Genomic DNA, 26,538 nt, shown 5'->3' with positions numbered 1-26,538 from the left:
CATAAAAAAGGTGAGAAATTTGTGGGAAACGAAACGTTTCAGCAAATTATTGTCACAATTCTCCGTCTTTTGTCCGATATGTATAGTAGCATTTGCAGAACGATCTTGAGTTCATTTTGTATAGCAACTCTATTATAAGGAAGGCTTAGTTGTATGAATACCGAATTTTCCTGTCCCGGGGCGAAAAAGCTTTACCGGTCGTTTCTGAACACATTGGTTCGCAATGATCTGATTGGTTCACTGCTGGCGGTTCTGCTTGTAGGCAGCACAATCCTCTTGGCGGCCTTGGACGTACCTTCGGAGGAATATAAACGTCTTATATTCATTCTTCTGACTTCCCTCGCCGTCATGGCTGCGGCAGAGCTGATTACCTTCTTGCGCCATGTACGGCCTATACGGCAGGGGCTTCTGACGCCGGGTGCGGATTTGGATATGCTTAGAAAAGCTTATATTCAGACGCACCGGCTGCCGCTGCTGTCCGTTTACAGGATCCTTGTCCCGCATTTGCTGGGCTTTTCCATTCCGGCAGTCCTGCTTACGGCCTGGATGCTGAGCAGAGGGCTGCTGACCTTTCCCACTTCTTATCTGGTCATAGTGGCGGCGGGCGCATTTCTAGTGGCATGTATGCATGCCCTGCTCGAATTTTTTCTGACGACGGCTGCCATTCGTCCACTGCTGATCGAATTAAACATGAAGGCGAAGAAATTTCAGGTTGAGCTGGACGCGGGCGGTCATGTCTTTCTGTCTATACGGCCTAAATTTCTGATCAGCAGCATATTGATTGGCATTTCACCGCTGCTGCTGTTCAGCCTTGCCGTGCAAATCCGGCTAAAGAGTCTGGACAACGCGATGTTCCAGAACTACTGGGTCTGGGCAAGTCTCATTCTGATGATCGGCATCGTCTTCGCCTATATGGGTGCGCGGCTAATCACCCAGGATATTGAGCAGCCGATCTCCAAGCTGTACGATGCGATGAGCGATATCAAGGATGGGCGGATGACGAAGGTTCAGAACATTTACTCTGATGAATTTTCCAAGCTTGTTGACAGCTTCAATAGGATGGTCGGCGCAATGGAAAAGCGGGAGGAGCAGAGACAGGCCACGCTGGACAGCTATTTCGTCATGCTTGCGGTGGCTTTGGATGCGCGCGATCCCTATACTGCAGGACATTCCCTGCGCGTGGCCGAATATTCGGAGCTGATCGGCAGGCTTTGCGGCATGTCCTTCGAGGAGCTTGTGGTCATCCGGGAATCTGCGCTTTTGCATGATATCGGGAAAATCGGCATCCGTGATACGGTTCTGCTGAAAGAAGGGCGGCTGACGGACGAGGAGTTTGAGCAGATCAAGCTTCATCCGGCCCTCGGGGAGAATATTCTTCTTCAGATCGAACCCAAGGAAGTCATGGCTGCCCTGCTGCCAGGGGTACGTTCTCATCACGAGCGTTATGATGGCAAGGGATACCCCGATGGGCTCGCAGGGGAAGAAATACCAGTTCTCGGACGGATCATTGCTGTGGCTGATGCGTATGATGCCATGACATCGGACCGTCCGTACCGCAAAGGAATGGCGCCATCCGTGGCGCTGCGGATTTTGGATGAAGGCAGAGGCTCTCAGTGGGATCCGGTATTTGCCAAGGTATTCGTTGATTATATGCGGAGGCATTTGCCCTCGATCCCCAAGCATGGGGCATAATGATAGGAGAGCGTTCGCTGGAAACGGCGGATGCTTTTTTTCGTTTACCGGAAGATGATCATTTTGTGAAATTCTTAACAAATAATATTTTTCATCGACTTCGCTCATTGAAGCTTTGGAGGAACACGGCTATAATGTAAGCATCTAAGATTTGAAACTTTAAAAAATAAGGGAGTTCGCGCTATGAAACGTGGAGACCTGCTGCTTATTACCGTAATTGTGGCAGCCGCGCTGCTGCTAATGGTTCCGAGATGGGTTCAAAACGGACAGTCAAGTGAAAAAAATCACAATAATCCGCTGACAGCTGTAATTAAGGTCGATGGAGAGGTATATAAAACCGTCACGCTTACAAAAGAGGAGCAGACGATCGAGATCAATACCAAGCGCGGCGACAACCTGCTTAAAGTCCATGATTACGGAATTGAAATGGTGGATGCGGATTGCCCGGATCAGATCTGTCTAACTTTTGGCTTTAAAACCAACCCGGGGGACACGATCGTTTGCCTGCCGCATCGGGTCATCGTTGAAATTAAAGGCACGGGCGGGGAAGGAGGAGGTACGGATGCCGTCATCTGATGAAGAAACATCACTTGTCCTGAAAAGGACGGTCGTGATCGCGATTTTTGCTGCGGTGGCCGTAGTGCTCAGCATAGCCGAATCGATGATTCCGATAAACATCCAGATTCCGGGTGCCAAGCTGGGGCTAGCCAACATTATGATTTTGGCCTGCTTGTACTTTTTAAGGGCAAGAGATGCGCTAATGCTGGTGGTGCTCAAAACGCTCCTAACCGCCTTTATCTTCGGGACATTTTCAAGCCTGCTGTTCAGCTTGTTCGGCTCTTTGTTCAGCTTTGCAGTCATGGCGCTTCTGATGAAACTCGGCCGGCGCAGATTGAGCCTGATCGGCATCAGCATTGCCGGAGGGATTGCCCACAATATCGGTCAGCTGGCAGCGGCATCCATCGTTTTTTCTACCCTGAATATTTTCTACTATTTGCCTGCTCTGCTGATCAGCGGCATTGCGACAGGCATCCTGGTTGGGATTGCAGCAAAATATCTGATTCCATCCTTATCACGGCTGGCCTTGTTCGATTCATTCTTGAAAGATTAGCAGCACTTCAGAAGGGGGGATTCTTATGAAGGCTGGGAAGACACGGCTACAGAAAAAGACGGTTCCAACAGAAATTCATGGGGATGCTTCAACACCCGACGGGATCGAGCCTACAGAGTCGATAGAGAATATAGAAGCGGATATGGTCGTCATGGAGAAGGTGTCCTTTGCTTATGATGGACAGTGTGCAGATATTCACAATGTATCTCTTTCGATCGGCAGAGGCGAGTGGGTTACGCTGGCCGGGGCGAACGGAAGCGGGAAGTCTACACTGATCCGGCTGATGAATGGTCTGCTTCGCGCTGGTTCCGGGAGTATAACGATCGGTGGCACGAAGCTTGAACCGGGAGCGATAGGGGGTATCCGGCAGAAGGTGGGGATGGTCTTCCAGAATCCGGATAACCAGTTCATTGGCGCGACGGTGGAGGAGGATATGGCCTTCGGCCTGGAGGGACTGTGCTTAGATGCGGAAGAAATGCGCAGCAGGATCAGCCGCTACGCTTCAAGTCTTGGCATCAGCGATCTGCTGCACCGTCATCCGCAGGAGCTGTCCGGAGGCCAGAAGCAGCGGGCTGCGGTTGCGGCCATTCTGGCGATGGAGCCGGAGCTCATCATTCTGGATGAGGCCTCTTCCATGCTCGACGAGATGGCTAGGAGGGATTGGCTCAGCCTGCTGCGGGAGATGCACAGCGAAGGCCGGTATACGCTGCTGTCCATTACGCATGATGCGGAAGAGATTGCCGCTTCGGAGCGAGTACTGGTCATGCATGAGGGGAAGCTCGCAGCAGATCTGATGCCGGGAGAGCTGTTCCGAAGCGAGGAGCTGCTGCGGATGTGCCGAATGGTTCCGCCATTTCGCACCCAGCTCGCCCTTGAACTGGAGAAGCGGGGAATACGGCCTGCGGATGCAGGCTTGGGAAGCGGCACCGTGAATATGGACCTGGAGGATGAACGGATATGGCCATTCAGCTGGAACATGTAAGTTATACGTATGATGCACGGAGCTTGCTCAGGCAGACAGCGCTGCAGGATGTGAATCTGGAGCTTGCAGAGGGTCTCCTGACCGGCATTGCCGGATCATCCGGCTCGGGCAAATCGACGCTGCTTCAGCTGCTGAACGGCATTTTGCTCCCGACAGAGGGAGCCGTTAGAGTGCTGGATATGACGCTGGCTGCGGGGAAGAAACCACCCAAGCTGGCGCCGCTGCGCAGGAGGGTGGGACTCGTGTTCCAATTCCCCGAGCAGCAGCTGTTTGCAGAAACGCTAGAGAAGGACTTGATGTTCGGTCCTGTCAATTTCGGAGCAGCGCCTGAAGATGCGGCAGCACGGGCTCGAAAGGCATTAAAACAGATGGGACTCAGCGAGGGACTCCTCAGCCGTCATCCGCTGCAGCTAAGCGGAGGGCAGCGGCGCAAGGCGGCAATCGCCTCTGTGCTGGCCATGGATCCGGATATTCTGGTGCTGGATGAGCCAGGAGCAACGCTTGATCAAATTAGCCGGATGGAGCTTACGTCGCTTCTTCACTACCTCTGCCGCGAAGAAGGCAAAACGATCATCGTTGTCACGCACCATATCGATGAGCTGCTGCCCTATGCGGACCGCTGGGTCATCATGCATGAAGGCAGGGCGGTGTTTCATGGGACGCGGCGCGGACTTGTGGATGAAGCGGAGAGGCTTCCGGGCTGCGGATTGTCAATCCCGCAGCCTATCCGCTGCTGGCGCGAGCTTGAAGCAGCCTATGGACTGCAGGCGGAGGAGCCCTGCCTGAGCCCGTCCGCGCTGGCCGACCGGATGGTCCGGCTTGCTTCGGCAGCAGCCGGAAAGGAGCGGGTCTATGCATGAAAAGCTGCTGATCGGAAGGCTGATCGATACAGGCTCGCCCGTACATCGGCTCGATCCGCGGGCCAAACTGACCGCCATGCTTCTCTATGCAGTCATGGTGGTATGCGCCCGATCTTGGCTTGCCTTGTTATGTCTGATGGTCTTCTCCGTTCTGATGATGGCCTTAACCCGTATTCCTGTCAGGACCTATCTCAAGGCAGCCAAGCCGCTTCGCTTCCTGATGCTGTTCATCCTGATCGTCCAATGCTTCGCCGTCAAAGGCGGAAGCGTGCTGGTTGCCGTCGGCTCCTGGCACCTGGATTCGGCAGGCCTTGAGGCCGGAGCGATTGCCGCCTTACGGATGGTGCTGCTCGTATCTTTTACGGCGCTGCTGACCTTCACGACATCCCCCGGACAGCTGAACCAGGGCCTTGAAGGGATGCTGAAGCCGCTCGAGTGGACAGGAATTCCTGCAGAGCGCCTGTCGCTGATGACCGGGATTGCGCTGCGGTTTATACCGGCGATACTGGATGAGGCGCAGACGATTCTGAAGGCGCAGGCCTCGCGCGGCGCGGATCTGAGAGAGCTTCCCTGGAAGGAAAAAGCACGGATGCTGACGGCGCTGCTTGTGCCTGTTACTGTCGGCGCGTTCCGAAGGGCGGAGGATCTGACCGCTTCGATGGAGTCACGGGGATACCGGATCGGGGCGCCGCGGACCAGATATCGGCCATTGGTATGGGGGCAGGGGGAATCGTGGTTTGTTGCCGCCTTTGTTCTGATGTGCCTGGTTATCGTATGGATAGGCTTTTATTAAGTTATCAGCGTCGATAGACGTTTTTCTTAAGGAAGATGGCAATGATTTTGGAGTCTGAAACAAGCCATATTTAAAAATAGAGATGGTGGAGGGGATCGCTGTGTCACGTTGGTTTGGAAAAAAAGAGATTGAACTGCTGGCGCCCGTAGGTACGTTTGAGATTTTCAAGGAAGTGATCCAGGCGCCCTGCGACGCTGTTTATCTGGGTGGACCTGCTTTCAATATGCGCCTGATGCGCAAAGGCTATAATTTTACGCTGGAAGAGATAACAGAGGCGGTAAACATCGCCCATTCACTTGGCAAAAAGGTGTACGTGACCGTCAACAATCTGCTGAGTGAAGCAGAGGTCGAAGGTGCGAAGGAATATCTGCGCTTTCTCGAAGGGGCAGGTGTGGATGCCTTAATCATACAGGATTTTGCGGTGCTGTCTTTGGTGCGCGAGATGGGACTCTCCCTTCCACTGCATGCTTCAGTCATGATGAACGTACACAATTTGGAGATGGTCAAGGGGCTGCAGGAGCTTGGGGTTACACGTGTTGTCACCTCCAGGGAAATGGATCTGCAAACCGCGCGTTATATCCACGGCTTAAGCGGCATGGAGCTGGAATATTTCATCCATGGCGACATGTGCGTTGCACACGGGGCGAACTGCCATTACAGCTCCTACTTGTTCGGCATGAGCAGCAATCGAGGCAAGTGCATGAAGCCGTGCCGTTGGGATTACCGGGTGAAAAAAGACGGCTACGTCTATCCTGCCGAGTACCCGCTGGCTGTCAAGGACATGTACATGTATGAGCATATCCCGGAGCTGATTGAATCCGGAATTTGCTCCTTCAAAATCGAAGGACGGATGCGGGACGCTTCCTTTGTCCTAATGCTCGTGAACAGTTACGCGGATGCCATCGACCGTTATATCGAGGATCCAATCGGATTTGACCGGGCACAGGATGCACAGCATTTGTACGAGAACCGGAAACGAGATTTCTCCACGGCCTATGCATTCGGCAAACCTGGGCTCGCCAATATCAACCGCCGCTATGAAGGTACCGGCAAATTCTACAGCACCGGACGGGTGTTCAGCACACCTACGCCTGAGCGGGAGATGAGCGATGAGCGGATATCGGAAGTTCGGACCTATTTGTCCGGTGTAACGGAAGCGGCGCATACGCCTCAGCAGGATAAGGCAGCCGCCAGACTCGCGGTGCGGGTGAATAACATGGCCCAGGCCCGAATGGCGCTTGAGGAGGGAGTGGATGATCTGTATCTCTCCGGAGATGTGTTCCTTCCCGACCTGCCGTTTACGAAAAAGGACATTGAGTCGCTCTGCGAAGCAAAGGGGCGTACGCGTATTTACCTGGGACTGCCGCGGATGATGACAGAGCTGCATTTTGAGCAGTACGCGCAGCTTCTTGGCGGTAAGCAGCCTGCGCTGGACGGACTGCTGGTCACCAATTTGGGAGCGGTGCATGCCTTTAAGGATTTGGGATACCCGATGATCGGGGATTCGAATCTGAATATTTATAATCATTTCTCAGCCGGCTTCTATGGGGGGCAGGGCATGGAAAGAGTGACCGTATCGCCGGAGATGACGGCGGCCCATCTCGGAGATCTGCTCACGCATTCCCGTGTGCCGCTCGAAATCATCGTGCACGGCTCTCCGACGGTTATGTATATGGAGCATGACTTGTACGAGAATACGGAGCTGCTGGAACCGGTTGGCGAGGAGGATAACCGTTATGTCGATAACGATATTCTGGTAATGATGACCGACAAAGGCGAGAATCCGGTGTACAAGGACCAGCATGGACGGAATCATCTGCTGCTCAGCAAAGAGATGTGCTATCTTTCTGTTCTGCCTGAGCTCATCGAAGCGGGGGCTTCCTGCTTACGGATTGAGGGAGCGCCATATAAGGTACATGAGCTGCAGACCGTCATCCGGGCGTACCGCCAGGCATTGGAGCAGACGGAGGGAACGGAGACGACAGCAGCGGAACCCGTTGTCCTGAAGCCGGTATTTGCAGGCTATACGCTTGGATCACTTCAGTTTAACTAATATCTTATACGGACCGGAGGGGAATGGATCATGTCTGAAATCTTGAAATCAGGGGATGCGGAACAAGTTCTGAATCTGCGGGGCGAGTATTTTTATCCATGTACACAGCATTTTTACCGCCGACCGCCGCTCATCGTGCGCGGTGTGATGCAGTATCTGTATGATGCCGGCGGCAAGCGGTACACTGACTTTTTTGCTGGTGTCTCCGTTGTGGCGTGTGGACACTGCAATCCGGTGATCGCTGAGGCGTCCGCTACACAGCTCAAGCGGCTGCAGCATACGTCAACGATCTATTTGACAGAGCCAAACGCCATGCTGGCGGAGCGTTTAGCCGAGGTACTGCCGGAAGGGCTGAAGCGGACCTTTTTCGTAAACAGTGGGACGGAAGCCAACGAAGGGGCCATGCTGCTGGCGCGCAGACATACCGGGCACAAGCATTTCATTGCACTGGAGCACAGTTTGCACGGGCGCAGCTATCTGACGATGGAGGTGACGGGGCTTGCGATGTGGCGCTCCGATCCGTTTCTCGAGGGCAGCACGGCATTTATTCCGCGTCCGTTTCAGCCAGGACTTACTGAAGAAGAGGCGGTGCAACGTTCCCTGGAGGCACTGGACCGGGTACTTGAGCAGCGCGGAACGGAATTCGCGGCCATGATCGTAGAGCCTGTTCAGGGGAACGGGGGGATCATCATCCCACCGGCAGAATATTTTCACGAGGTCAAAAAACGCCTCGACCGCTTCGGCATCCTGCTGATCGCGGATGAAATCCAGACCGGCTTTGGCCGGACGGGACGGATGTTCGCCATGGAGCATTTCGGCGTGGTGCCGGACATCATGACGATGGCCAAAGCGCTGGGAAACGGAGTTCCAGTAGCGGCATTCACGACAACCGACGCTATAGCGGCTTCCATGAACCAGCCGTCGGCCTCCACCTTCGGCGGCAATCCGGTTGCATCCGTAACTGCGATGGCTGTGCTCGACTATATTCGCGATGCCGGACTGGTCAGCCGCTCGAAGCTGCTCGGGGAGACGCTTCAGGCAGGACTACTTCAGCTGCAGCAGCGCCATCCTTCACTGATATCCGAGGTCCGCGGCTGCGGGCTGATGATTGGAGTCGAGCTGTCCGGCGCTTCGCCGGAAGAAAGCGCGCAGCTGGTTGACCGGGTGCTGGAAGAGATGAAGGACCGGGGCTTCATCATCGGCAAAAACGGCATCCATCGCAATGTACTGGCTTTCCAGCCGCCTTTGGTCATTACCGGCGAAGACATCCGTCTGATGCTGGATGCGCTTGATCAGGTGCTGACAGTTGTTCGTGAAGAGGCGAACACGACAGACCCACAGTCTGCCGGGAAAAGGGAGTGAGAGGACATGCTGACCGCGGGCGTTCATAAAGTACTGCACAAAACGAGGCAGTTCAGCGAGCTGGTCATGTTCTCGCATACGCTCTTTTCGCTGCCCTTCGCCATTATCTCTATGGTGTGGGCCGCCGGAGGCTGGCCATCCTGGCATGTGATGTTGTGGGGACTGATCGCGCTCATCGGCGCGCGGAACGGGGCGAATGCTTTTAACCGCTTGGCGGACCGGCGTTTCGACGCCGCCAATCCGAGGACGGCGCACCGGCATTTGCCCCGGCGCCTGCTCGGCACCCGAGAAGTGGGCGTGTTTGTCGTGGTGAATTACGCGATCTTTATTTTCGCAGCATCGATGTTGAATCCGCTGTGCATGGTTTTGTCGCCGGTAGCGATCGTATTGATTACGTCTTATTCCTATGCGAAACGTTTTACCTGGCTGAGCCATCTTTATCTGGGCTTTGTCATTGCTTCCGCGCCGATCGGCGCCTGGTTTGCGGTAACTGGCTCCTTTGCGTTCACGCCCTTTGTGCTGGGAACGGTCGTGATGCTGTGGATTGCCGGCTTCGATGTCATCTACGGCACCCAGGATATCGAGTTCGACCGTTCTCACGGCCTATGGTCCATGCCAAGTTTCTTCGGCCTGAAGAATGCGCTGCTGATGTCCAAAGCGATGCACCTGATCATGATGCTGCTGCTCGTTCTGCTGTATTTCACGCAGCATCTGGGCCCGCTGTATTTGACGGGGCTGTTCATCGCCTCCATCCTGTTAATGACGGAACATGGAATCATCCGGCCGAGCAATACCCAACTTATGAAATTGGCTTCTTACCACCTGAATCAGATCATTAGTATGGTCATTTTGTTCTTCACGCTCTTGGACTTCTTCCTGCTAAAGTGATTCCACAATGTGGTAGTGTATGATAAGATATTAGAAAGCATTACCTTTCGGGAAATGCATCCTGATATCGCAAGGAAAAGTACACAGACCGTGAATTGGAGGTGGGAGGATGAGTATGGGAAAAGCTGCGGGTTGGATGCTTGAATCTTTGCGCAGCGTCGTATTTCTGATGCTTGGTCTAATGTTCCTGGGCGCCGCTGAACGGCCGTTAACGGAGGGAGGACAGCTTCAGCCGGGACAAATGCTGCTGCTGGCCACTGCCGATCTCGCCATTCTGTATGTGGTGCACCGGAACTTTCTAGCTCAGCGCAGATTTTACCGCGCTTCGCAAAAATCAGAGCTGTCCGCTGCTAAAACCGTGACGCTGCTCGGATATGCATGCATCGCCATTCTGATTACCGCAATGGGATAAATATAAAGGGATGTCCTAGGCAGAGGCCTGCGGACATCCCTTTTATTTGAAGCCATAAGGAAGCATAAACTTCAAAGAGGCCACATCCTTATATCGCAAGGAAAACAACCACTAAACACGGTCTGTCTTCTGTGAGATTACGACGATAGACGTTTTCCTTTAGATATAAGGAAGCATAAACTTCAAAGAGGCCACATCCTTATATCGCAAGGAAAACAACCACTAAACACGGTCTGTCTTCTGTGAGATTACGACGATAGACGTTTTCCTTATAATAAAGCCACCCGGATTAACTCCAGGTGGCTTTTTCAGTTTGGTGCAGCAGCAGCTGTGACTTAGGCTGTCTTCCCGCCAAAATACTGGTGCAGCACTTCAAGCTGTCCGTACGCCGGATGACCGCGCAGCAGCTCAATGGCCTGCATGGCCTGCTGCAAATAGTCCATGCGCATCTGCTGAGAACGTGCAAGAGCATCCCCGACACAGATGCCCTGAAGGGCGTATTCGATCTCCTCTTCAGATGAATTGGCATGAATAGCGCGGATACGGGGAGCAAGAACAGGATCCGAGAGGGCGTAAAGGACAGGGAGCGTAACCTGTCCCCGTCTGAGATCGCTTCCTGCCGGTTTGCCAATCATCTCTGCGGTTGCGGTAAAGTCCAGGATGTCATCTTCGATCTGAAAGGCCATGCCCAAGGACTCGCCAAAGCGGTAGAGAGCATCTGCGACTTCAGGCCGCGCATCTGTGGACAGGGCGCCTACGCGAAGGCAGGTAGCCATGAGCTGAGCCGTTTTGCAGCGCGTTTTTTCAAGATACTGTTTGAGAGTCAAGTCGTAGTCAAAAGCATGCTGAAGCTGTTCGTATTCGCCGATGCAGAGCTGGGCTGTTGCCAGGGAAGAAAGGTCGTGCACAAAGCGATCATGATCCGATGTGAAGTCGGAGAGCAGCTCGACGACTCTGGCGGACATATAATTCCCGATATGGACGGCTTCCGCCACGCCGGTCTGCGTATGCAGGGAGGGGGCACCCCGCCGCAGGTCCGAGCGGTCGATAATATCGTCATGAATCAGCGAAGCGGCATGGATGAACTCCGCGGCAGCCGCAAGCTGGAGCTGACGGCGTCCGGTCTTGGCGGTGCCGAAACGGCTGCCGGTCTTGGCGGTGCCGAAACGGCTGCCGACAATAACGAGCAGGGGCCGCAGCCTTTTTCCGCCAGAGCGGATCAGCTGCAGCACGCTGTGCGAAAGCACCGAGGTGCGAGGAACATCCTTGTCATATTTAACGATATTCTCAATCTCGCGGTTGATCCGCTTGATATCGATCTGAAGGGCTTCATGCAGGGTCGGCTTCATCTCACATTCCTCCAAGTCTTCTCTTTATCTTGATGTTGTATGACGGCTGACAACCTGTGTTTAAATGGCCTGCTCTTTTCTTGCCGCGGCCTGTTCCGCCTGCAAATAAGCCTGCAGACTGTCGTGCAGCGGTTCTGCCGAGAGTTTGCCCATGGCCTGACTGATGTAGTATTTCTTCAGCCGTGGAGCCAGATAACGCACCAGCCCCATCTCATCGAATTGCATGGCAAGCTGGACATACAGGCTTTGAAAATAGTCGCCGTCCAGTATTTTTCGGGTCAGCTGCTCATCGGAGAAGCTAACATCCTCATGCCGCTTTCTGGCCAGCGCTAGCAGAGCAATCAAGGCCATGAGCTTGATGCTGCGTGAAAAAGGGATTCCGTAATCCTCCAGTATCGAAGCGGTCTCCTTCAGTTCTGACGGGTCTAGGTCCAGTACGGCCATGGCTTCCGGAGCACATGAGGACTCCAGCAGCTGCAGGGTATTTTCAATAAGCATGGTCATCTATAACGCCCCCTGGTTTCAATCGTTTTAAACAAAGATGGAGTAACGTGCGTTTGCTGCACATTACTCCATCCCTGGCAAATCCACTCCATTAATCCGTGTACAGATACCAACGCCGTACGATCGGAACTCGTTTCCACTGTTTTTTCAGCCAAGGAAGAACGTAATAGTCCAGTCCGAATACGCTGCCCGACCCGCCGATCAGTGCAATGCCGGCTGCGAGATACCACAGCATTTCATAAGGCGCCATGCCCGAACACCAGATCATGAGGCCCATGCAGATCGTAGCGATCGAGGAGAGAGCGGTGAACAATCCGATGATAAGCAGGATGCCGAATGTAATCTCCGCAAGCACCATGCCGATTTGGAACCACTTGGCCAGTACGGTATAATCCCCGTTAGACTGGTAGAAGAAGAGATCCATGAATCCGTTCATGATATTCGTAACGAAATGCGGTACGGGCAGAGCCGCGACGGCATCCTTGGCATTGGTGACCGCTGATGCGGCCGCCTGTGCATCCACCGTCTTGCTTACCGCATCCACAGCCTGGCTGGCTGCCGAAGTGGCATCCATAGCATGCGGGGATGGAGGAATCAGGAAGATGCGCGATGGGTTATCAATAATCTTCCAGAGCTTATCAAGACCTTCAGAGAGCCACATAATACCTACGTAGATCCGCAGCGGCACAAGCCAGAAGTTAGGCGAGCGTTTGGAAAAATGCCCTCCCACAAAGCTGCGCCGGTTATGCACATGGAAGAATTCATGCATCATATAAGACCATACTTTATTAAAGCCTGCTACCGTAAAAAGATAGAACATGTTGATGAAATGCTTGGCGAACAGCGCCATGAAGCCGCTCATCATGAACATGCGGTTCGGCAGGCCGACATTGGCTACGCCGTAGTGGCTGCCGATGCAGACCATCGTGCCGTGGAAGCCCGGCTTGTAAGACTTTTTCGACTGGCCTGTGACGTCGGCATGGATGTTATGGGCAATGATCGGCGCCGCTTGCTCGGCATTCTCGACCATTTGCGGAACCGGCCGCGCCTCGCCTTCAGGGATGTAGAAAATATTATCGCCTACGACATACACATTTTCGTGATCCACGCTCTGCAGCTTGTCGTTCGTGACAATCCGCTTGCGGCCCTGCTGCTGTACATCAAGATTACCGACCAGTTCGGAGCCTTCTACCCCGGCAGTCCAGACGATGGTATGAGCCTGAACCCGCTCATCGCCCATTATGACGGCCTGCGGATCCACACCGGTAATTTTGGCGCTCGTGATGACCTCTACGCCCATTCGCTTGAGACGTTTCTCCGATTTGGCTATAAGTTTATCCGGCAGAATCGGCAGGATTTTTGGTGCCATATCTGCGACAACCAAGCGAACTTCCTTCGGATCGATGAAGAATTCCTTACACAGTTCATCCCGGAATTCGGCCATCTCGCCGACCAGCTCTACGCCTGTAAAGCCTGCGCCTACGACGACGAAAGAGAGCTTGGATTTCCGGATTACCGGATCCATTTCCTTGGCCGCCTGACCGAACATCTCCCGGATCTGCTCCTTAAGCCTTACCGCATCCTCATAAGACCAGAGCGTGAAGCTGTTCTCCTCAGCGCCCGGAATTCCGAAAAAGGTAGGCTTACAGCCGGTGCCGATAACCAGATAATCATATTTGTATTTGGTTTTGCGGGATTCAAGCGTTTTGCCTGCGAAATCAATGTGGTTGATTTCGTCCAGCACCACCTGAACCTTTTGTCCTTCGAATATCTTTTTCAGCTCAATCTTGACCGCGTCCTCAGGCGTCCGGTTGGCCGCCACCTCATGGAGCTCGGTTAGCAGCGTGTGATAGGGATTACGGTCAATCAGCGTAATTTCTACATCACTGTTTTTCTTAAATTTCTTCGCCAGCTTCTTGGCGGTGAGAACACCGCCGTAGCCGCCGCCCAATAATACGATTCTTTTCATATAACGCTCACCTCATTTGACTCAATTCATGACTTGAACCTTGCTTCGATCATCTGGCTGTCTATCGTGTGGTTTACTTTGCTTCGTCGAGAGCTTTTTGGGCCAGGGTCACGTAGTCCTTGATGTGAATGGTGACACCGGAAATGGCATCGGTGGTTCCGTCATCCTTAAGAGTAATAGCTGCAGGGTCCTGCTTCTCGATCAGGTAATCCTGCGCCTTGATGGCCTCCTCATGCCATTCAGCCTGAGCTCCGCCGGCCTTCATGCCGTATTTTCCTTCCTTCGAGACGGTTTGTTTATCTTCGCCCTTGTCATTCACGCCACTAAAGTAGGCGTAGATGATGTTGCCGTTGGCTACCGTAATATCGACCGTCGACTTCCAGCCGGTTTCCTTGTCGAAGGCATCGCCTTCGGCGTGATAAGATCCATCCTTGTAAGCGCCTGAAGTGGCAGGTCCTGCAGCCAGTGCTTGCTCGGCTAGCGAGGTGAAATCTTTCACATGAATCGACACACCTGAAATGGCATCGGTTTTACCATCATCCTTGACAGCGATGGCTGCAGGGTCCTGTTTTTCGATCAAGTATTGCTCTGCCTTCTCGGCCTGCTCATACCATTCAGAAGAGCCTCCGCCGGCTTTCATGCCGTATTTGCCCGCTTTATCCAGAGTCTTTTTGTCAGGTCCGCCTTTGGCGCTGACATAGTTCCAGTCGGCCTGCGTGATTTTACCGCCTTCAACCGTGAGGGTGACATAAGGCTGCCAGCCGCTTTTCTCATCCATTGATCCTTCGGCGAAGTATTTGCCGTCCTTGTAGCTGCCGCTTTCTGCTGGGGTTTGCGCTGTGTCTTTCGTGTCTGTGGCAGCAGGGGCCGGATCGGTTGTCGTTGTTGAGGCTTCCTTGTCACTGCCGCAGCCTGCGAGCAAACCTGCCATCAGGGCGCCTGTTAATAAAATGGACCATCTCTTGTTCATGTCTAATGACCTCCAATTATCGATAATAATATCTATGGAAAAATGTTAAAGCCGTCATTAATCCTCCCTTAGATGCATTTTGGATACAACGGAGGAGGGATAAAATCGTGGTAATTAATTAGGTTTATATTCCAAATTCTCTTGTCGATGGCATTGTATCACAGAAGTTAATAATAATTATGTGAAAATAGTCACGTACTACATAATGATTATTCTTTCTTTGGAATGATCCTATTATGGGACTATAGTATTCGATTCATCGCAGCGTGTGACAAAAAAACCTGAAGCAAAAGGCCGCTTAGAGCGTCTTTGCTTCAGGCTAGAACATTGATGGGACTTTAGTCTGCTAAACAATCTAGTTGGCTGCCGAGCGCAGAAATCCGGGAAGACGGAGCAGGGCAACTGCAAGTCCGGCGAGACCGAAGGTGAGCAGGATCAGCACGGAACCCCAGATATCACTAAAATGCGCACCGTGGGCGATGATATCCTGCAGGGAATGCTGCGCCCAGAACTGCGGCGTGAAATGGCCGATCGTCTGAACCGATTGAGGCAGAAGATAGGATGGCATCCACAATCCTCCGAGCATGGCTCCGCCCATGGAGATGAGCTGGGTGATGACCATTGCCGCACCTTCGCCCGGAACGATGAAGGAGAGGCCAAGGCCGATGCCGGTACCGGCAATACTGAGGCTAAGGATGACGGTGGATAATGCCGCGACATCACCGAGTCTCAGTCCATAGACGAAATGTCCGAAGGCGAACAAGATGATGCACTGGGCAATGACGGTCAGCACGAACGGGAACCACATGCCGATCAGATAATGAAGCGGCTTGATGCGGGTGGTGCGAATGCGTGACAGCAGGCCGGTTTTCTTTTCCTCGAAAAAGCGGCGGGCCATTGTAATCATGATGAAGAATACGAACATGACGGTCATGCCCGGCACCACCTGATCGATCATATTAAAATGGTCGGAGGATGCCGATACATTCTCGATGTGAATCGGAGAAGCAAGAGCCGCTTCCGCCTGGGTCTTGGTTTCTCCGCTGGCCATCAGCAGTCCTGTCTGCTTCTGGTCGCGGTACTGGGTGGAGATGCTTTCCAGTATGGCTTGAATCGGAGCGGTTTCCATTTGAGAGGCCGGATCCTGATAGAGCTTGATATTTGCAGGCTTGCCTTGTTTCATGGATTGTTCAAAGCCTTTCGGAATGACCAGCATCGCAGTGAACTGACCCTGCTTAATTTTATCGAGCTGCTCGTTCACGCTGTCTGCAGGCAGCTGCTTGATGTCCATAATTCCCTGCATCTGTCCGATCAGTGCCCGGGAAGCGGTGGATTGATCCTGGTCTACCGTCCGCAGTGTAATCGAAGCGCCGCTGCCTGACTGATTAAAGACAGACCCGAACATCACAATGAAGAGAATAGGCATCAAGAGAAGAAAGAAGAAGCTGCGCCGATCCTTGCCGATGAGCCGCAGCTCTTTGATAATCATAGCTTTCATAGTCTAATATCTCCTTTAATACAGAAAATATAGTGCAGATATCAGTCGCGGAGCGCCGTTCCAGTTACCTTCAGAAATACACTTTCGAGGGAAGGCCGTACAACCTCTAACTGCTTGACATCCCAGGCATGCTGCGAAGCCAGACGAAGAAGACGCTGCATGACGGCGGAAGACCGTTCTGTCTCGAGCAGCCAGCCGGAGCCTTCCTTGTGATAGGCGTTCACATCCGAATCCTGAGGTGGCTCGGTTAATCCAGGAACCTCCAGGTAAATGGATTTTTGTCCGTACTGCTCGAGCAACTGACCTAATGGTCCCATCGCTTTGATCGAGCCCTGATCCATAATAGCGACCTCATCGCATAGAGCTTCGACTTCTTCCATATAGTGCGTAGAGTATATGATGGTCACGCCTTCGCGGTTCAGATCCCGGATCATCTCGAAAATGTGATTGCGTGATTGCGGATCAATGCCCACGGTTGGTTCATCCAGGATAAGCAGCTTGGGCCGGTGGAGCAGGGCGGCAGCGATGTTGATTCTTCGTTTCATCCCGCCGGAAAAGGTGCTGACGATATCTTTGGAGCGTTCCAGGAGACCGGTTCTAACCAGCACCTCCTGAATGCGCTTCTTTAGTTCCTTGCCTCTGACGCCGTATGCTTCTCCGAAAAATTCGAGATTGTCGTAGGCGCTCAGTTTTTCGTACAGCGTAATTTCCTGAGGGACGTAACCGATATATTTGGATACCGCATCCGGCTCTTGCATCATGTCCTTGCCGAAGAGTTTGGCGGACCCGCTGTCCGCCTTCACGATCCCCGTCAGTATTTTCATAGTCGTCGATTTGCCTGCGCCATTGGGTCCAAGAAAGCCAAACGAGGTGCCAGGTTTCAGCGCGAAGGTGACATTTTCCAGCGCTTGTTTTTTGGCGTAGGTTTTCTTGAGTCCGCTCACTTCGAGCATATACCCGTTGTTAGCCGCTTCAGGTGTATAGGTTTCCTGCGGATGAATAAGTACTTGAGCCATCGTTTTGTCCTCCTATAAATCCAATTTCTTTTCGAGAAGATATGCCGTCAAACGAAGTAAAGCGTAGGTGAGAATCCAGCTCAGCAGCATGAAGAGAGGCAGCTCCCAAGAGTAGGGGAACCATTCGGCTTTCAAATGACCTGTTCCCTGCTGCATCATGTTTACGGAAATAGCCGAGTCTGGAATCTGGAAAATCATGGCTATACCTCCCATAAAAACGATCCACATGATCGGTGAGATGGGACGGTACACGCTGCTTTGGACCGCGGATGCCAGCAGGCCAAGAGCGATAATGATCGGGCTGAGGCCTGCGACCAGCGTAAGCCAATTGATGCCGGTAATCATAAAGGAGCCGACGGATTCGAGCGTATAAAAGGGAAGTACCATCGAAAGAATCAGAACATAGGCGGAGGTAGCGAAAAAGACAGCGATGATCCCCACCCATACCTTCAGATAGGAGCCAAGCCATTTAGCCGACACCAGTTCGAGGCGCGGATATGGCATGGTCAGCCACCAGCCGTACGTTTCATTCTCCCATTCCCGTTTCATGCAGCCGTAGCTCAGGAAAAAGACCATATACGGAAAACCCATGGTGACAAACCAGATGGAGTTGATCTGCAGTTCGTTATGCATCGCATAATAGGTTGCTGTACCGGTGAGCATAAGCAGGATCAGCAGGGAATAGGCCAGCCACCACTTTCCGGCAGCTTGCGAGCGGCTGCTTTTTTTATAGCTCCCCTTGAATTTGAATTCATGCCGGACGAGATTCCGGAAAATAGCTGAATCCATTACTTGTTCCACTCCTTCATGTACATTTTGCGGAAAACATCCCGCAGCGAGCCGTATTCCACTCGTAGATCGTCCGTACTTCCCGACCAGATCGCCTGCCCGTCCTTCATCATCACGGAGTAATCGAACAAGCCTTCAACCTCTTGAATGTCATGGGTGCTGATCAAAACGGACTGTTCGCTTTCTTCCAGATAATCAATGAGACTGGCTACGATCGCTTCTCGTGAAATGACGTCGATGCCTGTAAAAGGCTCATCCAGCACAATCATCTGTACGTCGCGGGCGAGACAGAGGATAAGCATAATCCGGGCTTCCTGCCCGCGGCTCATGCCGCCGACCCTCATATCGAGGTCGATGTCCATGTAGTCCGCCAACTGCAAGGCTCTTTCCAGGGAGAAGCCGGGAAGGAAGGAGTTTCCCCATTCCAGGGCCATTCTGGCGGTATGGTTCGGATACCATCTAGCGCGGTCCGGCAGGTAGGCGATGTCCTGGTTCGTTTGCCAGCTCGGAGCTTTGCCCGCTACTTCGATACGGCCTGAATCCGGTCTGACCATACCGGTGAGCGTACGGAAAAACGTGGATTTACCGCAGCCGTTTGGTCCCAGTATTCCGGTGATCCGTCCCGAAGGGATGGATAGAGTAAGCTCGTTCAGCGCCTTTTTCTTGCCGTAGCTTTTGGTAACCTGATGGCACTCTACAATGTTTGATGTCATTAGCCGTTTCCTCCTTGCGCCGCTTGTTTCTGGTGGATGTATTTCTCGATGTCATCCCATGAAAGTCCGAGGCTTTCCATTTGCTCCATGAAGCTGTCGATGTATTTGGCGGCTAAAGCCGTACGGAAGGAAGCCACATGCTCGGGGGAGGTAGTAACGTACGTTCCCTGGCCCCTGCGTTTCTCTGTTAATCCGTCCCGTTCCAGCTCCTGATAGGCGCGCATGACGGTATTCGGATTGATTCGCAGTTCCTGCGCTAGCTCTCTAACCGATGGCATTTTATCTCCCAAAGCGATCTCTCCTTTTGCTATTGCGCTTCTGGCTTGATCTAGAATCTGTTCATATAAAGGTTGACTGAAGTCAATTTGAAAATGCAGCGAGCCAACCTGTTGTTCTTCCATAGACGCTCCTCCTACCGTACGAAAGTACGATTAGTGATTTAAGTGTATTATATCACTTAATACACTTAATACAATAGGCAATCGCAATAATTTCTGGAAATTTGCAAAAAAATACCCGCCTGTTCACTCCTAAAGTGGAGAGAAGGCAGGCGGGACATGCTTTGATCCAGTGCCGCTGAATTTTACTCAGTGATAGGCACGGAACGATTTTTTCTTTTGACATACACGAAGATGGAGGCCGTGACCACACACTCGGAGAGAGGGATCGACAGCCAAACTCCATTGGTACCGAAAATATAGGGCAGTGTGAGCAGGAAGAGAACCATCAGAATGATTTCCCGCGAAAGCGTGATCCACACTGCAACCTTAACCTGCTCCGATGCCTGGAAGTAAGTCATCATAACAAAGTTGACGCCCATGAACATATAGGCGGTGAAGAACAGCCGGATGCCATTGATGGCAAGAGACCGGACTTCCTCTGGGAAATCGCCGAACAGCGATACAATGCCTCCCGCGGCGAACAATCCGAAGAGATAGACGACAATGCCCGAGATAAACGCCGTCGCCACGGCGATCCGGATCGTTTTCACTTCACGCATGCGGAGCTTGGCTCCGCGGTAATAGCTAATCAGCGGCTGAATGGCTGAACCCATCCCGAGAAAGACCATGAGCATGACGTTGTGCGCGTAGTTCAGCACTGAGAAGGCGGCAACGCCTGCGGTACCTGCCCAGCGGACCATAGCCACATTGTAGCCGATCGTGAACACGGACAGGCCAACCTCGGAAATAAAGCTTGGAAAGCCAATGGTCAGCGTTCGGACAGTCAGCTTCCAGGAGAAATAAGGCTTCACGAAGGATAGAGAACAGTCCTTGCGCAGGAAATGCGCGAACAGTATCAACGCGCCTACAAACGTTGCAATAACGGTAGCCAGGGCAGAACCCTCCACGCCCATATCAAGCACAAATAAGAAGTAATAGTTCAGAATGATATTCAGCACCGCGGCAACGACCATGGATATCATGGCCAGATTCGGATTGCCGTCATTGCGGACGAACAGGCTGAATGCATTCTGTACGGTAATGACAAACCCGTAAGTCAGGAGTACGGTCATGTACTCCAGAGCATAAGGCAACGTATCCTGATTCGCACCAAGCGCATAGGCGAGGGGAACGCGGAACTGGTAGGCCGTCACGGCGACTAGAATTGTCAAAACGAAAATCAGAATCAGCGAGTGAGTGAAAATTTGCTGCGCCTGCTTGCTGTTCTTGTTACCCATAGACTGTGAATACAGGGTTGCGCCGCCAATGCCGAGCCATAACGACATGGCGAAAAATACGGAAAATACCGGGGAAGCGATATTGATGCCCGCAAGCGCCAGAGCGCCAAGGCGGTGACCGACGAAAATGCCGTCAGCGACCACGTTGACCGACATCATCAGCATCCCGATAAGTGACGGAATTAAATAACGTACGAATACTTTGCCTACAGAGTCGGTCTCCATAGACGGAAGCAATACTTTTTCTTGACTCATGTTAACCTCCATAGTCCCGAAAAGGACTTGTTAAACGTATTAAAGATTTATGAAATAAATTAGTCTGATTCTGCCTCTGCAGCAGCCGGCGGCCCGGTCAAGCCGGTGATGCCGTACAAAAATACATACATCGCTTTCCGGTAAAGCTCAAGCGCCTCCTGGAAAGCCATCCTATTGGATGAGAACTCCATACCAGTCAGCATGCCCTCGAGGATAATGCTCAAGAGGCGTGCATCATCATGCTTGAACTCGCCATTCTTCATGCCCTCCTCCAGCAGCTCCTCATAGTAGCGGAGGTACATTTGCATCATCTCTTCAATTCTGTCCTGATTTGGCGAAGTAATGAGCTGGGTGGCGTAAAATTCATTGGTAGCCCTGGTCAGCGGATGGTGGAAGCCGTCCATGACGAAATGCTCGACGAGCGCAATCATCTGCTCTTTCACCGTGTGATAGCGGGCTTTTTTGGCTTGGAACTGCTCTGTCCAATCCCGTGTCCATTCCTCCACCAGGTAGAGGAACAGGCCTTCTTTATTTTTAAAATGGTAATAGATATTACCCTTGCTGATCTGGGTTGCCGATACGATATCCTCAATTGAAGTGGAGGCATATCCTTTTTGACCGAAAAGGGTCCTTGCGGCATTGGCTATTTTAAGCTTCGTCTGTTGACTAGAAAGCTGTTTTTTGTTCAAAAAGATCACCTCAATTCATTGTTTTCAATAACTAAATTTTAAATTATACTGAACGTTCATTCTAAAATGTTGCTTCCCTAGTATAATGCCATAAGCTTTAAAATTCAATCCGTCTTATTTCGCATCCGTCCGAAATATTTTAGCTTCAGAACGGTTGAAAGCAGGCGGCTTTAAACGTTAAAATGGGACAAAGAGGATCTTGAAAGCGGGGTGGGGAGAATCGGACTGCGAGCATTGGTGCTTGGCGCCACTGGCCTTGTCGGCGGGGAGGTTGTTCAGGAGCTTCTTCGCAGCGAAGCCTACGATGAGGTCAGGGTGCTGACTAGACGCCCGCTGGCCTCCCAGCATCCGAAGCTGGCTCAGACTATCATTGATTTGGAGCAGCTGGAGGAAAAGGCGGACTATTTTGCTGGTGTGCGGGACGTGTTTTGCTGCCTGGGGACGACCATTCGAAAGGCCGGATCGCAGGCAAAGTTCCGCAAGGTCGATCTCGAGTTTCCCCTACGTGCCGCAAAAGTATCAAGGCAGCAGGGAGTGAAGCAGTTTCTTTCCGTCTCGGCTATGGGGGCGGACAAGGCATCCCGTATCTTTTACAACCGCGTCAAAGGCGAAGCCGAACAGGTATTAAGCTCCGTAGGATTACAGGGCGTTCACCTGTTTCGTCCCTCCCTGCTCCTCGGAGACCGGAATGAATTCCGTTTCGGCGAGGCGGCGGGGGCTTGGATTATGAAGGGGCTTGATCCGCTCATGCGCGGACGCGCGTCCAAATATCGGGCAATGCCCGCCGATACACTTGCACGGGCTATGGTGAGCATCGCGCTTACAGGTACTGCGGGAACGCATGTGTACCCGAATGATGTCATCCATGTGCTCGGCATGGGAACGGCGGATTCAACATACATACATTAACTCGGGATTATGTAACGAAAATTCCGTACTGAAAGGGTGAATGAGATGAGTAAAAAAGTGATTTCTACAACATCTGCGCCGGGAGCGATTGGGCCATACAGCCAGGCTGTGCAAATTGGTGATTTTGTTTTTACATCTGGACAGCTTGGCTTGAACCCGGAAACTGGAGAGTTCGGTAGCGACGTACAGGAGCAGGCGCGGCTTTCGCTCAGCAACGTTAAAGCCATTCTCGAAGCCGCAGGCAGCAGTCTGGATCAAGTCGTGAAAACGACAGTATTCCTGAAGGATATGAACGACTTCGCAGCTGTAAATGAAGTTTACGCTTCGTTCTTCTCCGAGCCTTATCCGGCACGCAGCGCCGTAGAGGTAGCGCGTCTGCCAAAAGACGGTTTGGTAGAAATCGAAACGATTGCGTCCCTGAAATAAGGTCCGTGATTTCATAGAACACAAATAAGCGTCCCAGGATCGAGTGATCTTGTGGACGCTTTTTGCTGTTGGTGTTGAGGAATCTAAGCCTTAGCGGGAAGCCTGCTCCTTCCGGTATTCATTGGGGGTGCGGCCTTCCTGCTTTTTGAATACTTTACTGAAATATTTCTCGTCCTGATATCCGACCATTTCGGCCACCTGGGAAATTCGCAGCTGAGGGTTCAGGAGCAGCAGCTTGGCCTTATCAATGCGGACGCCTGCCAGGAAATCGGATATGTTCACGCAGAACTCCTGCTTGAAGCGGCGGGAGATATATTCGCGGCTCAGGAAAAAGCGCGCAGCCATATCCTGTAGTGAAATATCCTCGGCATAATGATTCTCCAGGTAGTGGGCAATGTCATGAATAATATGACTTTCACGGGAGTGCTGCTGGGTCAAAATTCGGCTGGCAGCCGTCAGTCTGCCTTCATACTGGGACTTCCACAGCGGGTAGGAAAGTTTCCCCTGTGGGTCCATCGGAAGCGACCGGGGAAGCTCAAGCAGCGCATCCTTGTCGGAACCTGGACTTGCCGAACCTGCGCCCTGATCCATCCACTGCTTCAGCATCCAGTCCCATTCCGTGTTCCACTGCGTAAGCTCCGCGGGCGTAACCTTGCCAAGCTTGCGGACCGAGTCCATCCAGCCGTCCACCGCAGCGCTGATTTGCTCCATGCTGCCGCTGAGCGCTGCCATGCGGAAGCTTTCCTCATGGGAAGCCAGACGCAGCGGCTTCTGCGGCTGTGGGGTGCTGGTATGAAGCCAGCCGGAGAGCTCGCCTGCGTTCCGCTGCCATAACGCTTGATGCGCATTCAGATAAGACCCCGCTGTGTCCATAGGAAAAGGCTCACGCGGCCCGGCACCGATATGGATCTGGCGGTGCAAGGTCAAATCGATGCCGCTGCGGATTTCCTTCAGCGTTGCTTCCAGAGGCATCGTCTCATCCCAGATCAGCAGCACGATTTCCTCAGGGTTCGCCAGGTGATGAAAGGCAATTCCTTTTTGACCGGAGAGCAGCACTTCATTGCAAACATTGATGAGTGTGAAATACAGCAGCTGCCGCATGGACCGGAACTTATTGAGCAGCTCCTGATCGAGCTGCGTGGTGCTGATGACCGCGGCACTACAGGCGGTGATGTCCTCGGGTAGCCCGAATTCATCCCTCAGCTGCCGCGCAAGCTCGTCTTTACTGCCGTGGCTGCTGATCAGATCGGTGAGCAGCTTGTCGGCATAATGCGGCTTCATCCGGTTGAGCTCCATATTTTTTCGTGTGCTGAGAGAGTCCTGAAGCGTCTCCTTGTGAATGGACTCCACAGCCTTACCCAGCGCCTCGCCCAGCGCATCCGGATCGACGGGCTTCAGGATATAATCCATGCCGCCGCTTCGGATGGTATGACGCACCAGTTCAAAGTCATCATACCCGCTGATCACAATCGTTTTCACGGCAGGGCGGTTGCTTTGGATCCACTCCAGCAGCTTGGTTCCATCCATTCTCGGCATACGCATGTCGGTCATCACGATTTGGGGGGACTCCTCAATAATTAAATCCACGGCGGCTTGCCCGTCATTCGCTTCCAGGATCTCGGTAACGCCATGGCCTTCCCAATCCGCGAGCAGCTTAATGGCCTCTCTTACATGCTTTTCATCATCCGCAATCAATACCTTTATCATTCGTTATTCTCCTCTGTGCGCTTCGCTTCGGTGTGAATTTCCACGGTAATTCGAACGCCTTGCGGCTTGATATTGTCTATATGCAGTGCAGATTCATGCTCCGTGTAGAGCTGAAGCCGCATCAGTACGTTATGAAGTCCAATGCCGTCCTCATCCGTCCATTCGGCCTGTGCATCGCTATTTTGCTGACGCGAGAGCTGCCTGTTCAACTCTTTCAGCTTATCCGGGGGAATGGACTCCCCATTGTTTTCAATGACGATTACCAAAATGCCCTGAGGCTTCATCAGGCTGCTGATATCCAGTCTTCCCTGACCGCTTTGGCCATGCTTGAAGTAATTTTCGACGAGCGGCTGCAGAATCATTTTGGGCATCGGCACGCTTAGCGTATCTGGCTCCAGGTTAATGGTAAACGCCAGCTGATCGCCAAAGCGTTCCTTTTGCAGATCAAGATACAACCTCACATGTTCGGCTTCTTCCTGGAGCGTGACCAGCGCATCGTTATTGTTCATGCTGTAGCGCATGATTTTAGCGAGCGAAGAGAGCAGGGCGTAGATTCGGGGCACATTATTTTGCAAAGCCAGCGTCCCGATGGACTGCAGTGTATTGTACAGAAAATGAGGGTTGATCTGCGCCTGCAGCGCCTTCAGCTGATTGGTCTTGTTGGCCAGCTCCAAACGGTATTCCCGCAAAATGAGATTGTTGATCGTATCCATCATCTGCCGGAACCTAGCGAACATGATACCTGTTTCATCGCGGCTGTTCCAGTCGATATCGACATTCAGCTGACCGGACTGAATCCGGTTCATATAGCTGGTTAAGCGTTTGATCGGCTCGGTAATGCGTACGGAAATAAACAGCGTCCCGAAAATGATGACAAGCAGGGCGATGACGAGGATGACGGTGTTGATCTTCGTCAGCTGCGTCGCGCGTTCGTACAGAGTAGCGTTAGGGATTCTCTTGATGATTGTCCAATCGGCATATGGCGTTTGCATCTTCTCAAAGACATGCATGGCACTGCCGTATTCAAAGGAACCGCTGGTCTGGTTCTGGCGGATATGCTCAAGCACGACCTTGTCCTGCAGTTTCTGGCCGATCTGTTCATCCTTGCCCGAGTAAATAATGTTGCCGCCTTGGTCAACGACAACCAGCTGTTCATTATTTTTATTAAACAGCTGCTCGCAAATGGCTGCAACCCCGTCAAGTCTGACGTCGATCGCGAGTACGCCAAGTACCTTTTCCGAAGGGATATTGGTGATCGTCCGGTGGAATGTAAACACCATGTTTTCGGAATAAGAGGTAGGGGACGGGGGGAAACCATAATCATGGCTTTTATGCGTGGGCTCAACAGCCGTCGTATATTTTTGGTAAGGTTGTGTGCTGACATAGGGTTCAGTCCGGTATTCCCTTTTGGGGACAGCGTCCGGCGTGACCAGCGTGGATTGATTGGACTGCGTATTATGAAGATAGATCCGATCGATGCCGCTGATCGTATTTTGGATATTTTGCAGCAGTGTATAGACTTCGGCTACGGCCCGGTAGTCATCGGGAATTTTGCGGAGGTTCCGCAGAAAATTGGTGTCGGTGTACACCACAAGCGAGGCCTTGTTGATGTTGTCCAGGTAGTTGTTCAGATTGGTTTTACCCTGGAAAATCAGATGCTTGTTCTCCTCCAGAGCCTGCTCCTTAATCGTTTCCTTGGTATGAATGTATGTAATGCTGATGGAGAGAAGCAGTGGAATGGTCGTAGCCAGAAGCATGAACTGGATCAGCCGCGAGCGGATACTGCGGAATTTCATCGGTTTACCACCTTCGTTGACATCGTTGCCTGATTTCGTCATATCAATATTTTCCCCCTAACGGTTCACGATCCTCCGTGTTTTTCGATTGGCTTTTCAAGCATACTGAGGCTACAG

General features: G+C 52.4%; 25 protein-coding genes. 12 read left to right on the top strand and 13 right to left on the bottom strand.

What is annotated here, in order from left to right:
* Positions 1–153: 153 nt before the first annotated feature.
* The 10 genes from MUG84_RS09135 to MUG84_RS09090 all read left to right on the top strand — a co-directional run bounded on the left by MUG84_RS09135 (position 154) and on the right by MUG84_RS09090 (position 10,153).
* Positions 154–1,692, top strand: a complete 1,539-nt coding sequence (locus MUG84_RS09135) for an HD domain-containing phosphohydrolase (protein WP_244724065.1) — start codon at positions 154–156, stop codon at positions 1,690–1,692.
* Positions 1,693–1,875: 183 nt separating this feature from the next.
* Positions 1,876–2,268 (top strand): NusG domain II-containing protein, encoded by a 393-nt coding sequence (locus MUG84_RS09130; RefSeq protein ID WP_244724061.1) that lies wholly within the window; start codon positions 1,876–1,878, stop codon positions 2,266–2,268.
* Complete coding sequence (locus MUG84_RS09125) at positions 2,255–2,803, top strand: Gx transporter family protein (protein WP_244724057.1); 549 nt, start codon at positions 2,255–2,257, stop codon at positions 2,801–2,803. The genes MUG84_RS09130 and MUG84_RS09125 overlap by 14 nt, the downstream gene beginning before the upstream one ends.
* A gap of 25 nt (positions 2,804–2,828) precedes the next feature.
* The gene (locus tag MUG84_RS09120) at positions 2,829–3,785 is read left to right on the top strand and encodes an ATP-binding cassette domain-containing protein (RefSeq protein WP_244724055.1); all 957 of its coding nucleotides are present in this window, start codon (positions 2,829–2,831) and stop codon (positions 3,783–3,785) included.
* Positions 3,761–4,645, top strand: a complete 885-nt coding sequence (locus MUG84_RS09115; protein WP_244724053.1) for an ATP-binding cassette domain-containing protein — start codon at positions 3,761–3,763, stop codon at positions 4,643–4,645. The genes MUG84_RS09120 and MUG84_RS09115 overlap by 25 nt, the downstream gene beginning before the upstream one ends.
* Positions 4,638–5,438: an energy-coupling factor transporter transmembrane component T family protein gene (locus MUG84_RS09110; protein ID WP_244724051.1), complete on the top strand. Its 801-nt coding sequence runs from the start codon at positions 4,638–4,640 to the stop codon at positions 5,436–5,438. Before MUG84_RS09115 ends, MUG84_RS09110 begins: the two co-directional genes overlap by 8 nt.
* Positions 5,439–5,538: 100 nt before the next feature.
* Positions 5,539–7,491, top strand: coding sequence for a peptidase U32 family protein (locus MUG84_RS09105; protein ID WP_244724049.1), 1,953 nt, complete (start codon positions 5,539–5,541; stop codon positions 7,489–7,491).
* Between the two features lie 30 nt (positions 7,492–7,521).
* A complete protein-coding gene (locus MUG84_RS09100) occupies positions 7,522–8,853 on the top strand; it encodes an aspartate aminotransferase family protein (RefSeq protein WP_244724046.1) in 1,332 nt (443 codons plus the stop codon).
* 6 nt (positions 8,854–8,859) lie between these two features.
* Positions 8,860–9,741, top strand: coding sequence for a UbiA-like polyprenyltransferase (locus tag MUG84_RS09095; RefSeq protein WP_244724042.1), 882 nt, complete (start codon positions 8,860–8,862; stop codon positions 9,739–9,741).
* A 109-nt stretch (positions 9,742–9,850) separates the two neighbouring features.
* Entirely contained in the window at positions 9,851–10,153 is a 303-nt protein-coding gene (locus MUG84_RS09090) for a hypothetical protein (protein WP_244724039.1), read from the top strand.
* Between the two features lie 335 nt (positions 10,154–10,488).
* On the opposite strand, the gene MUG84_RS09085 is transcribed toward MUG84_RS09090, so the two are convergent.
* From MUG84_RS09085 to MUG84_RS09035, 11 genes are all read right to left on the bottom strand, one after another.
* Positions 10,489–11,502, bottom strand: coding sequence for a polyprenyl synthetase family protein (locus MUG84_RS09085; protein WP_244724036.1), 1,014 nt, complete (start codon positions 11,500–11,502; stop codon positions 10,489–10,491).
* 60 nt (positions 11,503–11,562) lie between these two features.
* Positions 11,563–12,006, bottom strand: coding sequence for a hypothetical protein (locus tag MUG84_RS09080; RefSeq protein ID WP_244724026.1), 444 nt, complete (start codon positions 12,004–12,006; stop codon positions 11,563–11,565).
* 91 nt (positions 12,007–12,097) lie between these two features.
* Entirely contained in the window at positions 12,098–13,975 is a 1,878-nt protein-coding gene (locus MUG84_RS09075) for an FAD-dependent oxidoreductase (RefSeq protein ID WP_244724023.1), read from the bottom strand.
* Between the two features lie 73 nt (positions 13,976–14,048).
* Entirely contained in the window at positions 14,049–14,945 is an 897-nt protein-coding gene (locus MUG84_RS09070) for an FMN-binding protein (protein WP_244724021.1), read from the bottom strand.
* Between the two features lie 355 nt (positions 14,946–15,300).
* A complete protein-coding gene (locus tag MUG84_RS09065) occupies positions 15,301–16,443 on the bottom strand; it encodes an ABC transporter permease (RefSeq protein WP_244724010.1) in 1,143 nt (380 codons plus the stop codon).
* A gap of 41 nt (positions 16,444–16,484) precedes the next feature.
* Positions 16,485–17,459, bottom strand: coding sequence for an ABC transporter ATP-binding protein (locus MUG84_RS09060; protein ID WP_280521252.1), 975 nt, complete (start codon positions 17,457–17,459; stop codon positions 16,485–16,487).
* 12 nt (positions 17,460–17,471) lie between these two features.
* Positions 17,472–18,248 carry an ABC-2 transporter permease gene (locus tag MUG84_RS09055; protein ID WP_244724008.1) on the bottom strand — a complete coding sequence of 259 codons (777 nt, stop codon included), beginning with the start codon at positions 18,246–18,248 and terminating at the stop codon, positions 17,472–17,474.
* Positions 18,248–18,961, bottom strand: a complete 714-nt coding sequence (locus tag MUG84_RS09050; RefSeq protein ID WP_244724006.1) for an ABC transporter ATP-binding protein — start codon at positions 18,959–18,961, stop codon at positions 18,248–18,250. The genes MUG84_RS09055 and MUG84_RS09050 overlap by 1 nt, the downstream gene beginning before the upstream one ends.
* Entirely contained in the window at positions 18,961–19,362 is a 402-nt protein-coding gene (locus tag MUG84_RS09045; protein WP_244724004.1) for a GntR family transcriptional regulator, read from the bottom strand. The genes MUG84_RS09050 and MUG84_RS09045 overlap by 1 nt, the downstream gene beginning before the upstream one ends.
* Before the next feature lie 182 nt (positions 19,363–19,544).
* Complete coding sequence (locus tag MUG84_RS09040) at positions 19,545–20,894, bottom strand: MATE family efflux transporter (protein WP_244724002.1); 1,350 nt, start codon at positions 20,892–20,894, stop codon at positions 19,545–19,547.
* 59 nt (positions 20,895–20,953) lie between these two features.
* Complete coding sequence (locus MUG84_RS09035; RefSeq protein ID WP_244723999.1) at positions 20,954–21,583, bottom strand: TetR/AcrR family transcriptional regulator; 630 nt, start codon at positions 21,581–21,583, stop codon at positions 20,954–20,956.
* Positions 21,584–21,793: 210 nt separating this feature from the next.
* Here MUG84_RS09035 and MUG84_RS09030 point away from each other — a divergent pair, with 210 nt between their 5' ends.
* Both MUG84_RS09030 and MUG84_RS09025 read left to right on the top strand, forming a co-directional pair.
* On the top strand, positions 21,794–22,492 hold the full coding sequence (locus tag MUG84_RS09030) for an oxidoreductase (RefSeq protein WP_342346104.1): 699 nt from the start codon (positions 21,794–21,796) through the stop codon (positions 22,490–22,492).
* A gap of 45 nt (positions 22,493–22,537) precedes the next feature.
* Positions 22,538–22,918, top strand: a complete 381-nt coding sequence (locus MUG84_RS09025; RefSeq protein WP_244723996.1) for a RidA family protein — start codon at positions 22,538–22,540, stop codon at positions 22,916–22,918.
* Between the two features lie 90 nt (positions 22,919–23,008).
* Here MUG84_RS09025 and MUG84_RS09020 read toward each other — a convergent pair whose 3' ends face one another.
* Entirely contained in the window at positions 23,009–24,625 is a 1,617-nt protein-coding gene (locus MUG84_RS09020) for a response regulator transcription factor (RefSeq protein ID WP_280521251.1), read from the bottom strand.
* Positions 24,622–26,421, bottom strand: a complete 1,800-nt coding sequence (locus tag MUG84_RS09015; protein ID WP_244724923.1) for a cache domain-containing sensor histidine kinase — start codon at positions 26,419–26,421, stop codon at positions 24,622–24,624. Before MUG84_RS09015 ends, MUG84_RS09020 begins: the two co-directional genes overlap by 4 nt.
* Positions 26,422–26,538: the final 117 nt, after the last annotated feature.

Origin of the sequence: Paenibacillus mangrovi (assembly GCF_022898935.1) — a bacterium.
Taxonomy (GTDB): domain Bacteria; phylum Bacillota; class Bacilli; order Paenibacillales; family Paenibacillaceae; genus Paenibacillus_AQ; species Paenibacillus_AQ mangrovi.
The sequence above is the reverse complement of the archived record's forward strand: the minus strand, read 5'-3'. Positions and strand labels throughout refer to the sequence as shown.

Bases quoted from the DNA above. Each gene is read 5' to 3' on its own strand.
- MUG84_RS09055 (WP_244724008.1), bottom strand. From the start codon at position 18,248: ATGGATTCAGCTATTTTCCGGAATCTCGTCCGGCATGAATTCAAATTC.
- MUG84_RS09075 (WP_244724023.1), bottom strand. From the start codon at position 13,975: ATGAAAAGAATCGTATTATTGGGCGGCGGCTACGGCGGTGTTCTCACC.
- MUG84_RS09110 (WP_244724051.1), top strand. From the start codon at position 4,638: ATGCATGAAAAGCTGCTGATCGGAAGGCTGATCGATACAGGCTCGCCC.
- MUG84_RS09080 (WP_244724026.1), bottom strand. From the start codon at position 12,006: ATGACCATGCTTATTGAAAATACCCTGCAGCTGCTGGAGTCCTCATGT.
- MUG84_RS09130 (WP_244724061.1), top strand. From the start codon at position 1,876: ATGAAACGTGGAGACCTGCTGCTTATTACCGTAATTGTGGCAGCCGCG.
- MUG84_RS09120 (WP_244724055.1), top strand. From the start codon at position 2,829: ATGAAGGCTGGGAAGACACGGCTACAGAAAAAGACGGTTCCAACAGAA.
- MUG84_RS09115 (WP_244724053.1), top strand. From the start codon at position 3,761: ATGGCCATTCAGCTGGAACATGTAAGTTATACGTATGATGCACGGAGC.
- MUG84_RS09135 (WP_244724065.1), top strand. From the start codon at position 154: ATGAATACCGAATTTTCCTGTCCCGGGGCGAAAAAGCTTTACCGGTCG.
- MUG84_RS09020 (WP_280521251.1), bottom strand. From the start codon at position 24,625: ATGATAAAGGTATTGATTGCGGATGATGAAAAGCATGTAAGAGAGGCC.
- MUG84_RS09045 (WP_244724004.1), bottom strand. From the start codon at position 19,362: ATGGAAGAACAACAGGTTGGCTCGCTGCATTTTCAAATTGACTTCAGT.
- MUG84_RS09125 (WP_244724057.1), top strand. From the start codon at position 2,255: ATGCCGTCATCTGATGAAGAAACATCACTTGTCCTGAAAAGGACGGTC.
- MUG84_RS09025 (WP_244723996.1), top strand. From the start codon at position 22,538: ATGAGTAAAAAAGTGATTTCTACAACATCTGCGCCGGGAGCGATTGGG.
- MUG84_RS09090 (WP_244724039.1), top strand. From the start codon at position 9,851: ATGAGTATGGGAAAAGCTGCGGGTTGGATGCTTGAATCTTTGCGCAGC.
- MUG84_RS09050 (WP_244724006.1), bottom strand. From the start codon at position 18,961: ATGACATCAAACATTGTAGAGTGCCATCAGGTTACCAAAAGCTACGGC.
- MUG84_RS09065 (WP_244724010.1), bottom strand. From the start codon at position 16,443: ATGAAAGCTATGATTATCAAAGAGCTGCGGCTCATCGGCAAGGATCGG.
- MUG84_RS09040 (WP_244724002.1), bottom strand. From the start codon at position 20,894: ATGAGTCAAGAAAAAGTATTGCTTCCGTCTATGGAGACCGACTCTGTA.
- MUG84_RS09060 (WP_280521252.1), bottom strand. From the start codon at position 17,459: ATGGCTCAAGTACTTATTCATCCGCAGGAAACCTATACACCTGAAGCG.
- MUG84_RS09085 (WP_244724036.1), bottom strand. From the start codon at position 11,502: ATGAAGCCGACCCTGCATGAAGCCCTTCAGATCGATATCAAGCGGATC.
- MUG84_RS09095 (WP_244724042.1), top strand. From the start codon at position 8,860: ATGCTGACCGCGGGCGTTCATAAAGTACTGCACAAAACGAGGCAGTTC.
- MUG84_RS09100 (WP_244724046.1), top strand. From the start codon at position 7,522: ATGTCTGAAATCTTGAAATCAGGGGATGCGGAACAAGTTCTGAATCTG.
- MUG84_RS09070 (WP_244724021.1), bottom strand. From the start codon at position 14,945: ATGAACAAGAGATGGTCCATTTTATTAACAGGCGCCCTGATGGCAGGT.
- MUG84_RS09015 (WP_244724923.1), bottom strand. From the start codon at position 26,421: ATGAAATTCCGCAGTATCCGCTCGCGGCTGATCCAGTTCATGCTTCTG.